This is a genomic window from Saccharopolyspora sp. NPDC000995, assembly GCF_053599315.1.
In genome coordinates, this window is sequence record NZ_JBSFLZ010000073.1 from 22,615 (window position 1) to 35,326 (window position 12,712).

Below are 12,712 nucleotides of genomic sequence, written 5' to 3' on the forward strand. Positions count from 1 at the left end.
GCGGTGTGGCCCGACAACCCCGACCGAAGCGCCGGCGACCTGTTAGGTCACCCGATTGCTCCAGCCGGAGCGGTTGGATCGCTCCCCGCCATCCTGGCACGAAACCGGCCGATTCCGTGAGCCCTGCCACAGGGATTCGGCACGGCCGCGGCCCGGCCGGCGTCTTCCCACGAGATCACCGTAGTTCGCCGCCGATCAGGCGAAAACCGCAGGTCATCGAATTAATGGATCTCCGACTAATGCTTTGCGGACCATCGCGGTACCGATATTGCGAGGGCATTCCTCCGGCCGCCGAGATCGTCCCGTTGGCTGCATTGGATCGTTTCACCGGATCGTCGCCGAGGTCGACGAGCAGGTGGGCCGAGCTCACGACAGCCGTCCGCCGGGAAATGGGACAGACTGGACTCGTGGCCGAGTTCGCGAACCCGCTTGCGCTGCCCGACGAGTTGGCCCTGCTGATGTGCAAGGACAACGGGACGTACTACGTCAGCGCGAACCCGAACACGGCGACCGCCGCCGCCGAGATCGGCGAGCTGGCCCTGCGGGACCGCGTCGAGCTGGTGGGCACTGCGGTGCGCCTGGTCGACACCGCTTCGAGCGGGCTGCCGTGGATGGACCGGTCGCTCGCGGACCTCCAGCAGCGGGTGGGGCGGGCGAACCGCGCGGTCGAGCTGAGCGGGTGGTTGCAGGGCCGCACGGGCGCGTTCGCGACGCATCGAATGGTGCTGGTCGAGCACGGGTTGTTGCGGCGCGAGCACCGGAAGTTCCTGGGCGTGCTGCCCGACGACCGCTACTACCCGGAACGTGCCGTTCGCGGGGCGCTGCTTACCGAACTGCGCGAGGTCGCTGTCGAACAGCAGCCGGTGGACGGGCGGTTGGCGCTGCTCAGCGCGCTGGTCTACCGCAGTGGGCTGCTCTACCTGCTCGGTTTCGACCGGGCCCAGCGGACCCGGCTGAAGGCCATCGCCGAAGCCGAGGACCTGGGCACCACCGTTGGCACCGCGGTCACCGCGGCGCTGGTGGCCATCACGGCGGTTCCGGCGGTGATCGTGGTTGCGGGCGGATGAGGCGTTCGTCGCCGCCAGTTCCGGATAAGGTCGACGTCTTCGACCGCTGGACGGCCGGGAGAGCTTCGCATGGCTGAGCACCCCCACGACACCGAGGCCCTGGTGCCCATGGTGCGCGTGGTACGCCAGGAGCAGGGCTGGACATCCGCTGAGCTCGCCGAGGCAGCCGAGGTGCCGGAGACCGAGGTCGCCCGTTTCGAAGCTCAAGAGATCGTGCCTGCGAAGCCGCTGGCGATGCGCTTCCTCGCGACGGATGGGTCGCGTCTATGGGTCGCGTCTGACGAAGACCTGCACTTGGCGGATTCAGCCACGTGAAGCCGGTTTCGTTGGGAGAATGGGGCGCATGACCGCGCTGACCCTGCCCGAAGAGTTCGTACTGCTGCTCCAGAAGGACAACGGCTCGCACTACTCGACGTCCGATCACACCGGGGCGGCGGAGCTCGGTGAGCTCGTGCTGCGGCACCGGGTCGAGTTCGCCGGCAAGAAGGTGCAGGTGGTCGACGCCAGTCCGAGCGGCATCGACTGGCTCGACGAGTGCGTTGCGTTCCTGGTGCGGAAGGCCGGTGCGGCGAACAAGCCGGTGGCCGCGACGAGCTTCATCCAGCACCGGCGCAGCGTGCGCAAGGCGCACTGCGCCGCGCTGGCGGAGCGGGGCTTGATGCGCTGCGAGCAGAAGTCGGCTCTGTTCATCCCGTACAACAAGTACATCCCGGACCCTGCGGCGCGGCAGGCGTTGATCGAGGAGCTCCGCAAGGTCGCCCGCGACGAGGTCGAACTCGACAACCGGCAGGCGCTGCTCGCGGCGATGGTGCACGCGACCGGCCTGGTCCGATCGCTCGGCCTGGAGCGGGCCGAACGCAAGCGCTTGAAAGAGATCAGCAAGGGCGAGCAGCTCGGCAAGGCCGTTGAAGCCGTGGTCGCCGCCGCGACGGTCGCGATCGCCGCCGGTGCTGCGGCCGCGACCACCGCCGCCACGACGGCCGGCAGCTGAGGACTCGATCGTGGAACTGATCCTGCCCGAGGAACTGATGTTGATCGGCCGCACCGCCGCCGGACACGACTACGGCTCGTCGACCAGACTCGCCGTCGCCGCAGGCGTGATCGGCGAGCTGGCCCTGCAACGCCGCATCATGATCGACGGCAGCTACGCCTTCGTCACCGATCCGGCCGCGACGCGGCACCCGCTGCTGGACCAGCTGTTCGGCGAGCTGGTCCAGCGGCGCACGGCGATCCGGCTGACCAGCTTCTTGAGGGAGCAGGCTCGCCTGTACGAGATGTGGCTGCACCACCTCATGGCTGGCGGGCTCCTCCGGCCCGAAACGGCCAGCGGGTCGTTCGCCAGCACGCGCTACGTGCCGGACCCGAAGGTCCGCAATTCGGTGCTCTCGCGACTTTGGTACCTGCTCAACGGCTGGGCGAAGCGGGATCCGCGCACCGTCGCGCTCGCCGGGATCGTGCACGGCGGCGAGCTCGGCGACGACCTGATCCCGTTCCCGGCAGACCGGGCGACGCTGGCGGTCTTCGGACAGCGGGACCCGATCGGGCGGGCGATCGGGGCGGTCCGCATCGAAGACCGGTCCGCCGCGACGGGCATGCCCTTCATGGCCCTGTCCATGCCCGCTACTCCAGCGAGCTGCACGCCCCTCGGGGGCTGCTGAGCAGTTCCGGACATCCACGACGACCAGGTCGCAGCGGGCATAGGATCGCGGCGTGGATCGTGCAGCCGTAGCGAAGAACGTTGAACAGGCGTGGGACGAATCTGTCCTGCCGAGCCTCTGCGAGCTGGTGAAGATCCCGGCGATCTCGCCCGCCTTCGATACCGGGTGGGCCGCCGCCGGGCACCTCGCCGCCGCCATCGAGCACCTGCGGTCGTGGATCGCGGCGCGGGACATCGCCGGCGCGAACATCGAGGTCGTGCGGCTGCCGGAACGCACCCCGCTGCTGGTGGTGGACATCCCGGCCAGCGAGGGCGCCCCCGACGAGACGGTGCTGCTCTACGGCCACCTCGACAAGCAACCTCCGCTGGGCGGCTGGTCCGAAGGGCTCGGGCCGTGGACCCCGGTGGTCCGCGACGGCCGGCTGTACGGGCGCGGTGCCGCCGATGACGGCTACGCCGGGTACGCGGCGATCACCGCGATCGAGGCGGTCCGAACGCACGGCGGCGCGCACACGCGCTGCGTGGTGCTACTGGAGACCGGCGAGGAGTCCGGCAGCCCCGACCTGCCCGCCTACCTCTCGCACCTCTCGGACCAGCTCGGCAACGTGTCGCTGGTGGTGTGCCTGGACTCCGGCGCGGGCGACTACGAGCGGCTGTGGCTGACGAACTCGCTGCGCGGCATGGTGTCGCTGGAGGTAAGGGTGCGGGTACTCGATAGCGGCCTGCACTCCGGCATCGCCAGCGGCATCGCACCCAGCTCCTTCCGGGTGCTGCGGCAGCTGCTCGATCGGCTGGAGGACTCCGCGACCGGCGAGATCCTGGTGCCCGAGCTGAACGTGCAGATCCCTGAAAACCGGGTCGCCGAGGCGAAGGCGGCGATCGAGGCCGCGCCCGGTCTGGTGCGCAACGTCGTGCCGTGGCCGGAGGGTTTGCGGCCGGTCGACGAGGAAGAGGTCGAGCTCGCCCTGAACAGCACCTGGCGGCCGACGCTGTCTGTGATCGGCGCCGACGGACTACCCAAGCCTGCGGACGCGGGCAATGTGCTGCGGCCCTTCACGACGTTGGTGCTGAGCTTCCGGCTGCCGCCGACGGCCGACCCGGATGCGGCGCTGCGCGCCGTTGAGGAGCGGCTGACCACCGACGTGCCGTACGGCGCGAAGGTGACCTTCGGGCACTCCGAGGCCGGGCTGGGCTGGAACGCGCCCGACCCGGCGCCGTGGCTGGTGGAGGCGCTGGACCAGGCCAGCGACGAGGTGTTCGGCGCCGGCTGGCGGACGATGGGGCTCGGTGGCTCGATCCCGTTCATGGGCCTGCTGCACAACGCCTACCCGGACGCGCAGTTCCTCGTGACCGGGGCGCTCGGGCCTGACAGCAACGCGCACGTGCCGGACGAGTCGCTGCACCTCGCGTTCGCGGCCAAGGTCACTTCGGCCGTGGCCTACGTCCTCGACGCCCACGCCCGCCGCTGACCGCACCACTCCGGCGTGTCATACCACGACACACCGCAGGTTGTGGACAACTCGTTCTTCGTTTCCATATAAATCGCACCGCGATGGAGGCTGGGGTGGCGGTTCCGGGGCGTTGATCCTGGGCTCCAACGGGTCCGGGACATCCACGCTGCGGCGGATCCTCCCGGGGTTTCGCGGCCGTCCGGCGGAACTGTCACCGGGCGGCCGCGCACCGGGTACGTGCCGGATCGGTTTCCCGCCCTGCGGCGGGTGAGCGCCAGCGCCTACCTCCGCCACCTCGGCCGGATCGGCGGATTGTCCGCTTCGCAGGCACGGGATCGGGCCGACCGGTGGCTCGAACGGTTCGCGCTCGCCGGTGGCCCGGGTACGCCGCTGCGCGAGCTCTCGAAGGGCAACGCAGAAGGTCGGGCTCGCTTTGCTCACCGTCGCCTGGGCTGAGGTCTCGCACATCGGCTAACCACACGTGATCACGGCGGCAGTGCTGTCGCGATCGCGGTGCTGGCGAGGTGAATTCCGCTCGCCTTCCCGCTGCTCCAAGCGCTGAGCTCGGCAGCGGCGAGCGCGGCGCTGCTCATCCGCTCCGCGCTCGTCGCCGCGGGCATCCTCCAGCGCAGTCCGCTCCTGGTCACGACCTGGTACGTCCGCCGCTCCTAGCTTCAAGTGGTCGGTTCAGGCCCCGGCGCGCAGCCGGTTCAGCGCTTCGGGATCAGGATCCAGAGCACGATGTAGATGACGAACTGGGGTCCCGGCAGCAGGCAGGACAGCAGGAACAACAGGCGCATGGTGAACGGCTTCATGCCGAACCGATCGGCCAGACCGGCGCACACGCCCGCGATCATCGCCTTCTCGCTCGGCCGGGACAGGGGCATTTGGTACGTCGTCATGTCTCCATGTTCGCTGCCGCGGCGGCGCGACGCGTCAGGGAGCGACCCCGAGATTCCCCTGACCCAGGTCCGCAGGCGTAGCCCACACGGGCGTACCCCGAACGTGCCGGTGCCCGGTTGGCCGGGGGATCGAGCGGGCACTTAGCACTGCGGACTCGGTCAGCACCTGGCCTGGTAGGTGCGGCTCGCGAGGACCCGGTCGCCGGATGTCACCCGGACCTCGGCCACGCCCGCGCCAGCGAGCGCGACCTGCGCGGACACCAGGGCACCGGGACACCAGGGCACCGGGGCCGATGCCCCCGACGCTCCGCCGCTCGCCGCCGATGGCCACCTCGAACGGCACGAACCCGGGGCCCTCCGGCAGCCTCGGATCTCGTAGCGCACCAACGGCGTCCGGCTCAGGTCTTCCTGGGCCGATGCGGATGCTGTGGGCGCGGCCAGCGCAGCTGCCGCGGTGAGGACGATGGTCAGGGATCGACGGCCAAGCTTCGACGGAGCACCTCCAGGGTGGGAGAAGATCACCGCCTCGACGCCAGGTTCTGCTCCCCGGATATGGGCCGTTCCTTACCCCAACGGGCGATGCCGGGTAACACGAACCGATCGCGTGTTCCGTCCAGGATTCCGCCGCTCGGGTCGTCGAAGGCACCCGGTTCGCGCCCGCCCCGCATCACGAGGGCCGCGCGGACCTTGTCCCGCTCCGGCCGAACGATCTCGAAGATGATCAGCACGCACAGGCCGACCACCATCGCGTCGCGGATCACCACGGCGCCGAGGAACCAGCCCTCCGGCAGCCCCTTGTTGCCGGTGCCGAGGTAGTAATACATCCGCGGTGCCCACACCGCGGCGTCGATGATCATCCAGCTCAGCAGCAGCCGCCAGCGCGGGATCGCCAGCACCGCCAGCGGCACCAGCCACAGCGAGTACTGCGGGCTCCACACTTTGTTGGTCAACAGGAACGCCGCCACCACCAGGAAGCACAGCTGCGCCACCCGCGGTCGGGTCGGCGCGGCCAGCGCCAACCACCCGAGGCCGAGGCACGCGACCAGGAACAGGGCAAGGCTGACCGTGTTCAGCACCGTCGGCGTAGCGCCGTCGCGCAGCGGGCCGTCGAAGCCCGCCCAGCCGGTGAAGTGCATCAGGGCGTTGTAGAGCGAGTCCGGATCGGCCGGTCGTTCGTTGTTGAGCCGGAAGAACTCGCGCCACCCCGCCGGGTAGAGCACGAGGATCGGCACGTTGACCACCAGCCAGGCCACCGCGGCGGCCAGCACCGAGCGCAGCGCGTCCGCCAGCTTCCCGGCCCGCCAGGCCAGCACCAGCAGCGGGCCCAGGAAGAACAGCGGGTAGAGCTTCGTCGCGCCGCCGATCCCGATCAGCACCCCGGCAAGCACTGGCCGGCGCCGCGCCCACGCGAGCAGCCCAGCAGTACCGAATGCCGTGGCCAGGGCGTCGAAGTTGGTGAATGCGTGCACGAAGACCAGCGGTGACACCGCCGCCAGCGCGGCGTCCCAAACACGCCGGCGGCACAGCAGCACCAGTGCCCAGATCGTCACCAACCAGGCCGCGGCCAGCCAGAACGTCGAGATGTTGAAGTACAGCACGCTCGTCAGCGCGGACGGCAACCACCCGAAGCTCGCCAGGGTCGCCCATCCGTCCGCGGCCCGCGCGTTGACCCACTGGAACAACCCGGTCAGCACCGGGTACTCCATGTACCGGATCTGCTGCTGCGGCGTGCCGGGGTTTTCCAACCACGAGGTCTTGTACGGGAACGCGGTGTCCGGCGCGAGATCACCCAGGCCGTAGCGCGGGATGATGTCGGTGTAGCACATCGCCGTGTACTGCTTGCTGTTCCGCCAGTCCAGTTGCGGGCCGCTGTCGGTCTCGTAGGTGACCTGGCAGGGTGCCTTGAACAGCCATGCGGCGGCCAGCACCAGCACCGCGAGCAGCAGGATCACCCGCAGCGGCGTCCAGAACCACTGCCGCCCGACCTGCGCGTGCCGCCCGAGCCGGCCGCCGAAGGGGCGGCTGAGCTTCTGCGCCAGCGGCTCGGTCCAGGTCGGCGAGACGCGATCGGCTGGCCCGAGGGAATCGCTGTCCACCGCCGAGCTCACGCGACCGCCGGAGGACGGCGGCGGTTCGGTGCTGGCGGGCTCGGTCGAGGTGGACACGACCGGATGCTACTTGGGGCCGAACAAACCGCAGGGGCACCCGCCGACTCGCGGGTGCCCCTGGTCTGTTCAACAGGTGCTCAGCCGGACCACCTCGTCGGGGTCGGCGCCATGTTGTTCGGCGATCCGTCGCCGGGGTCGCTGCCTCCGCCACCGGTGTTGTTGCAGTTCGGGTCCAGCCAGCCGCAGTGGCTCGGCTTCTCCTTGCTGGTGGTCGGCTTGTTCGGTTCGCTGGTGTCGCTGGGCTCCGACGTCGGCGGCGCCGATGTCTGGGACGTCGGCGGTGCCTGCGACGTCGGCGGGGGCGGCGGCGGGATGTCCAGGAACTGCCCGATCTTGTCGCCCTCGGGGAAGGGCACGACCTTCTTGCCCTGGAGGTAGGAGTCCATGAACTCCTTCCACACCTTGGCGGGCAGGCCACCGCCGTAGAAGCTCTGGCCGTTGGCGTTCTCCAACGGCTTCGGGCCGCTGTCGTCGTTCTGCATCGCCACCGCGGTGGAGATCTGCGGCACGGCACCGATCATCCAGGCGTTCTTGTTCTTCGTGGTGTTGAGCCACTGGTGGGTACCGGTCTTGGACACCACCGGCCGGTTGCCCGCCAACGGGACCTTCGAGTGCGCGGCGACGTCCAGCATCGATTGCGAGACGTTGTAGGCGATGTCCTTGCTGGTCGACGAGTCACCGAAAGCTGGCTGCGGTTTCGCGGTCGCGAGCGGGAACACGCCCTGCTCCGGGCTGACGGCCTGCTGAACGAAGTGCGCCGGAACCTTGTTGCCCCCGTTGACGAACGAGGAGTACGAGGCGGCCATGTCCGCCGGAAGCACCGGGTACATTCCCAGCGCGATACCAGCGGCCACGCTGCCGTCGGGGCTTTCCAGCTTCGTCGATTCCGGTATCCCGGCCTGATGCGCGGCCTCGGCAACCTTCTTGGGGCCGAAGTCGGCAGCCATGTTGACGAACACCGTGTTGACCGAGTCGGTCATCGCCTCTCGGACACCGCAGTGCGTCGGGATCTCGCATTTCACACCGGGCGAGTTGTTGAACTCGTGCCCGGCGATCACCTGCGGGCCGCTGCCGTCGTAGAACTCGCCGATGCCCTTGCCCTTCTCGAGCCCGGCGATCACCACGAACGGCTTGAACGACGAACCCGGCTCCTGCGGGGTGCTTGCCCAGTCCAGGTCGCCGATCTGGTTCTTGGACCCGTAGTAAGCCCGGATCTCGCCGTTGTTCGGATCGACGGCGACCAGCGAAGTTCGCAGCGTCTCCGGCTCCGAAGCCATCACCTTCTTCACAGCGGCCTCAGCCTTCTGCTGCGTGTCCGGATCGATGGTGGTCCTGATCGTGTAGCCACCGCGGGACAGGTCGCTCTCGGACAGGCCCTGGGCTTCCAGCTCCCGCTTGATGGCCTCCCAGATGGCGTCCTGTTCGGGGGAGAGCCTGCTGCTCTTCTTCCACTCCCCGCGAGGCAGGGTCTGGGGAAGCGTCATGGTCTCCCGCTCGCCCGGCTGCAGGAAGCCGTTCTCCTCCATCTGCCCGACGACGTACTCCCAGCGTTTCTTGCCCTTATCCGGGTTCTGGCCGGGGTCGTTGCCGCCGTAGGGGCTTTGCACCACGCCGGCCAGCACGGCCGCCTCCGCGGCGTTGAGCTCGCTGGGCTTCTTGTTGAAGTAGGCCCGCGCCGCGGCGCTGATGCCGTTCGCGCCGCGCCCGTAATCCGCCGTGTTCATGTAGGCGAGCAGGATGTCGTCTTTGCTCTGCTGGTTCGTGATCTTGAACGCCAGCACGACTTCCTTGATCTTGCGGATGTACGTCGGGTCTTTCTTGAGGTCCTGGTCCAGCTTCAGGAACTGCTGGGTGATCGTGGAACCACCGCCGACCCCGGAACCGGACACCAGGTAGTAGGCCGACCGCAGGATGCCCTGGAAGTCGAAGCCCGGGTTGGTGCGGAAAGTGGAGTCCTCGGCCGCGATGGTGGCGTTCTGCATCGCCAACGACACGTCGTTGATGCTGTGCAGGACCTCCCGCGAGCCCTGCACGTCCATGCGGCCCATCGGGCTGCCGTCGGCGTACTGCAGCTCGATCGGCCGGTCCATGCTCATCACCTTCGCCTCGTTCGGCGCATCCCAGAAGATGTAGCCGTAGATGAACACGGCGGCCGGAACCACGACGGCTAAGGCTGCGGCTACGTAGCAGGACCGGCGGATCCGCCGCCAGAGCCGACTGCGTTTTGCTCGGGCGGCGCTCATGTCGTCGTCCAGATCCGCGAAGTCATCCGGGCCGTCGTCGAAGTCGTCGTCCCGGTACCGGACATGGCCATTGCGGCTGTCGAGGTCGTCGCCATCCCGATCATTCCCGTCGTACCCGCTGCTGTACGAGTCGTCGTCGTAGTCGTCGGCGTAGTAGTTGTAACTGCCCTGTTCCTGATGCGTGAGCAACTGCGGCTCGGGGCCTACGCCCCCACCGCCACCAGCTGCGCCTGCGGCGCCCGCCGCTGCGCCTGCGGCACCCATGGCTGCGCCAGCCGCACCTCCGGCTCCGGCCACGCCCGCCCCGGCGGCGCCTGCGGCACCCGCCCTCCCGGCGCCTGCGGCAGCACCGGCGATCCCGGCTGCGGCGGCGCCGCTAGCGGTGGCTGCACCCCGGCGGCGATCGCTGTCGTGATCGCTGGCCGGGGTTTGCGGGATGTTCTGCGTCGGCTGTTCGCCGCTGGGCGGCTGCGGCGGACGCCCGGGCGGCGGCCCCTGCCTGGTCTGCTGTGCGCCGGGCGGCGCTGGGGGTGGTCCCTGCCGTCCCCCGTTCGGCGGCGGGGGAACCGCGGAGTAGCTGGTGGGCAGGTCGAGCTTGCGCCCGCCGCTGTTCTCCGGTTCGCCCGAGTCGCCGCTGAGCCGCTTGCCCAGCGCCGAGTCGTCATCGTCGTCGAACGACGGAGTCCATGCGCCGGTCTGCTCCTGCGGCGGCTGCGCGTCCGGCCAGTTCATGGGCTGGCCGGGCGGTGGCACCGGGGTGTTCTGCTGCGTTTCCTCCGCGCTGCGGTCCGGCCCGCTCGGCCATCGCGGATTCGGCTGGTTCGGCGGCGCCGACCGCGGGCCCGGGCGCGGCTCTTCGCCGGGCCACGCCGGGCCGCCCGCACCGGGTGGTCCCGGTGGCGGGCCCTGCTGCGGGCCGGGCATCGGACGCTGCGGAGGCCGTGCCTGGTCGCCCGGGCGCGGCGGCCCGGGGCGCGGCGGGGGTGGCGTGCCTCGGCCGTCGGGATGCGGATGCCTTGAGTGGCGCCCTCGGGTGGGGTCGTCACGCTCGTCGTTCACGAGTGGGCCTCCAGGACAGGCGTCGTCGGACGCCGTGTGATGCGTTCACGTCGGGGGATGCGCCGCACCGGGCGCGCGGCCGTGTTCGGGGGCACGACCGTTGTCACTCCGCTGCAGTCTTGCGCCGGGACCGGCTGTCGTTCAAGCCGCCGGTTCCGGTCACGTACGACAGCACAAGGTGGTTCCAGTTACATGTGCGGCATACCTCTACGACGTAGACATTGAACTCCTCGAACGTGGCCGCCATCCGGTCGAGCTCCTCGGGGGCCCGCGCCGTTGCGGACGCATGCTTGAGGGCGTCGCCGAAGACCCAGGACACCAGGGTCAACGGTTCCTTCCGGCACACCGGACAGGTCACCCCGCTCGGCTCACCATGGAATTTTGCCGCCCGAAGCAGGTACGGATCGGCGTCGCAGACCTCCATCACCCCGACGCGGCCAGCGTGGACTTGCGCGAGCAACGCTCGGCGCTGCAACGCGTAGTCGACCACTTGCCGTTGGGTCCGCACGACCACAGGGTACGTGTCGACCACGTCTGCCCTATGCGCCGTTCAGGGCAGGCGACGTGACCGACCACTACCAGCAGTGACGACCGCCACCTCAGGCCCCTCGCGATCGTGCAATCCGATATATCGGCACGATATAATCCGCGAGGTGGTCTGCCTCACCGCAGCACCGCCAGTGGAATGGGGCGGTGAATTCGTCGGGCGGAGGAGGTGCGGATGCTCGAACTCGCCGTGCTCGGGCTATTGCACGAGGCCCCGATGCACGGCTACGAGCTGCGGAAACGGTTGCACGACACGGTCGGCACCTTCCGCGCACTGTCCTGCGGAACGTTGTACCCGACGTTGCGGAGGCTGCTGCGCGCCGGGTTGATCGAGGAGGAACCCGACTCGCCTGGTTCGCGCGCGTGGGGCCGTCGAGCGCGCCGCGTGTACCGGATCACAGCCGCCGGGCAGCAGCGGTTCGCCGACCTGGTCGGCGATTGCGGGCCGCAGGCCTGCGACGACAACGCATTCGGCGTGCACATGGTGTTCTTCTCCCGCACCCCGGCCGAGGTCCGGCTGCGGATCCTGGAAGGACGCCGGCGCCACGTCGAGGAGCGCCGGGACGGCCTGCGCAGCGCGCTGGCGCGCTCCGAGCAACGGTTCGACCGCTACACCCGGGAACTGCACCGCCTCCGGCTGGACAACAGCGAGCACGAGGTCCGCTGGCTCGACGAAATCATCGAACACGAACGCGCCGAGCAGTCTGCTGCGGCGCCGGGCCGACCCAGTGTCGGCGGGCAAGAACTGCAAGGACACGACAGATGAGCAAGAAGGAGGGCCCTGCCATGGGCGGAGATCGTCGAGCGGTGCGGGTGGCGATCGTGGGCGTCGGGAACTGCGCGGCGTCGCTGGTGCAGGGCGTCCACTACTACGCCGACGCGGACCCGGGCACCCGGGTGCCCGGCTTGATGCACGTCAACTTCGGTGATTACCACGTGAGCGACGTGAAGTTCGTCGCCGCCTTCGACGTGGACGCGAAGAAGGTCGGCCGCGACCTCTCCGAGGCGATCGTCGCCAGCGAGAACAACACCATCAAGATCGCGGACGTGCCGCCGCTGGGCGTCACCGTGCAGCGCGGCCACACCTTCGACGGCCTCGGCCGCTTCTACCGGGAGACCATCGAGGAGTCCGACGACCAGCCGGTGGACGTCGTGCAGGCGCTCAAGGAAGCCGAGGTCGACGTCCTGGTGGCCTACCTGCCGGTGGGTTCGGAGGAGGCGGACAAGTTCTATGCGCAGTGCGCGCTGGACGCCGGGGTGGCCTTCGTCAACGCGCTGCCGGTGTTCATCGCCTCCGACCCGCAGTGGGCGCAGAAGTTCACCGACGCGGGCGTGCCGATCGTCGGCGACGACATCAAGTCGCAGGTCGGGGCGACCATCACGCACCGGGTGCTGGCCAAGCTGTTTGAGGACCGCGGCGTGCACCTGGATCGCACGATGCAGCTGAACGTCGGCGGCAACATGGACTTCCTGAACATGAAGGAACTGGAGCGGCTGGAGTCGAAGAAGACCTCCAAGACGCAGTCGGTTACCTCGCAGGTGGACCGCGATCTCGGCAAGCGCAACGTGCACATCGGGCCGTCGGATTACGTGCCGTGGCTGGACGACCGGAAGTGGGC

At 69.3% G+C, this 12,712-nt stretch carries 13 protein-coding genes; 7 read left to right on the forward strand and 6 right to left on the reverse strand.

Annotated elements, in window-relative coordinates:
• Nucleotides 1–175: 175 nt before the first annotated feature.
• Entirely contained in the window at nt 176–370 is a 195-nt protein-coding gene (locus ACWDKQ_RS22405) for a hypothetical protein (protein WP_450140700.1), read from the reverse strand.
• Nucleotides 371–407: 37 nt separating this feature from the next.
• Here ACWDKQ_RS22405 and ACWDKQ_RS22410 point away from each other — a divergent pair, with 37 nt between their 5' ends.
• The 5 genes from ACWDKQ_RS22410 (at nt 408) to ACWDKQ_RS22430 (ending at nt 4,193) form a co-directional block, all read left to right on the forward strand.
• A complete protein-coding gene (locus tag ACWDKQ_RS22410; protein ID WP_450140701.1) occupies nt 408–1,067 on the forward strand; it encodes a GOLPH3/VPS74 family protein in 660 nt (219 codons plus the stop codon).
• Between the two features lie 69 nt (nt 1,068–1,136).
• Complete coding sequence (locus ACWDKQ_RS22415) at nt 1,137–1,382, forward strand: hypothetical protein (protein ID WP_450140702.1); 246 nt, start codon at nt 1,137–1,139, stop codon at nt 1,380–1,382.
• A gap of 28 nt (nt 1,383–1,410) precedes the next feature.
• Nucleotides 1,411–2,058 carry a GOLPH3/VPS74 family protein gene (locus ACWDKQ_RS22420; RefSeq protein ID WP_450140703.1) on the forward strand — a complete coding sequence of 216 codons (648 nt, stop codon included), beginning with the start codon at nt 1,411–1,413 and terminating at the stop codon, nt 2,056–2,058.
• Between the two features lie 10 nt (nt 2,059–2,068).
• Entirely contained in the window at nt 2,069–2,725 is a 657-nt protein-coding gene (locus tag ACWDKQ_RS22425) for a GOLPH3/VPS74 family protein (protein ID WP_450140704.1), read from the forward strand.
• Nucleotides 2,726–2,777: 52 nt separating this feature from the next.
• Nucleotides 2,778–4,193 (forward strand): M20/M25/M40 family metallo-hydrolase, encoded by a 1,416-nt coding sequence (locus ACWDKQ_RS22430; RefSeq protein WP_450140705.1) that lies wholly within the window; start codon nt 2,778–2,780, stop codon nt 4,191–4,193.
• A gap of 467 nt (nt 4,194–4,660) precedes the next feature.
• On the opposite strand, the gene ACWDKQ_RS22435 is transcribed toward ACWDKQ_RS22430, so the two are convergent.
• The 5 genes from ACWDKQ_RS22435 to ACWDKQ_RS22455 all read right to left on the reverse strand — a co-directional run bounded on the left by ACWDKQ_RS22435 (nt 4,661) and on the right by ACWDKQ_RS22455 (nt 11,055).
• The gene (locus ACWDKQ_RS22435; RefSeq protein WP_450140706.1) at nt 4,661–4,822 is read right to left on the reverse strand and encodes a hypothetical protein; all 162 of its coding nucleotides are present in this window, start codon (nt 4,820–4,822) and stop codon (nt 4,661–4,663) included.
• Between the two features lie 63 nt (nt 4,823–4,885).
• Entirely contained in the window at nt 4,886–5,062 is a 177-nt protein-coding gene (locus ACWDKQ_RS22440; protein ID WP_450140710.1) for a PspC domain-containing protein, read from the reverse strand.
• Between the two features lie 533 nt (nt 5,063–5,595).
• Nucleotides 5,596–7,242: a glycosyltransferase family 87 protein gene (locus ACWDKQ_RS22445; protein WP_450140707.1), complete on the reverse strand. Its 1,647-nt coding sequence runs from the start codon at nt 7,240–7,242 to the stop codon at nt 5,596–5,598.
• Between the two features lie 80 nt (nt 7,243–7,322).
• Nucleotides 7,323–10,412: a transglycosylase domain-containing protein gene (locus ACWDKQ_RS22450; RefSeq protein WP_450140708.1), complete on the reverse strand. Its 3,090-nt coding sequence runs from the start codon at nt 10,410–10,412 to the stop codon at nt 7,323–7,325.
• Nucleotides 10,413–10,650: 238 nt separating this feature from the next.
• Complete coding sequence (locus ACWDKQ_RS22455; RefSeq protein WP_450140711.1) at nt 10,651–11,055, reverse strand: DUF5318 domain-containing protein; 405 nt, start codon at nt 11,053–11,055, stop codon at nt 10,651–10,653.
• 213 nt (nt 11,056–11,268) lie between these two features.
• Between ACWDKQ_RS22455 and ACWDKQ_RS22460 the strand changes: the two genes are divergently transcribed.
• Together ACWDKQ_RS22460 and ACWDKQ_RS22465 are read left to right on the forward strand one after the other, a co-directional pair.
• Nucleotides 11,269–11,859 carry a PadR family transcriptional regulator gene (locus tag ACWDKQ_RS22460; RefSeq protein ID WP_450140709.1) on the forward strand — a complete coding sequence of 197 codons (591 nt, stop codon included), beginning with the start codon at nt 11,269–11,271 and terminating at the stop codon, nt 11,857–11,859.
• A gap of 20 nt (nt 11,860–11,879) precedes the next feature.
• Nucleotides 11,880–12,712: inositol-3-phosphate synthase (locus ACWDKQ_RS22465; protein ID WP_450140712.1), on the forward strand; the 833-nt coding region annotated here is incomplete at its 3' end.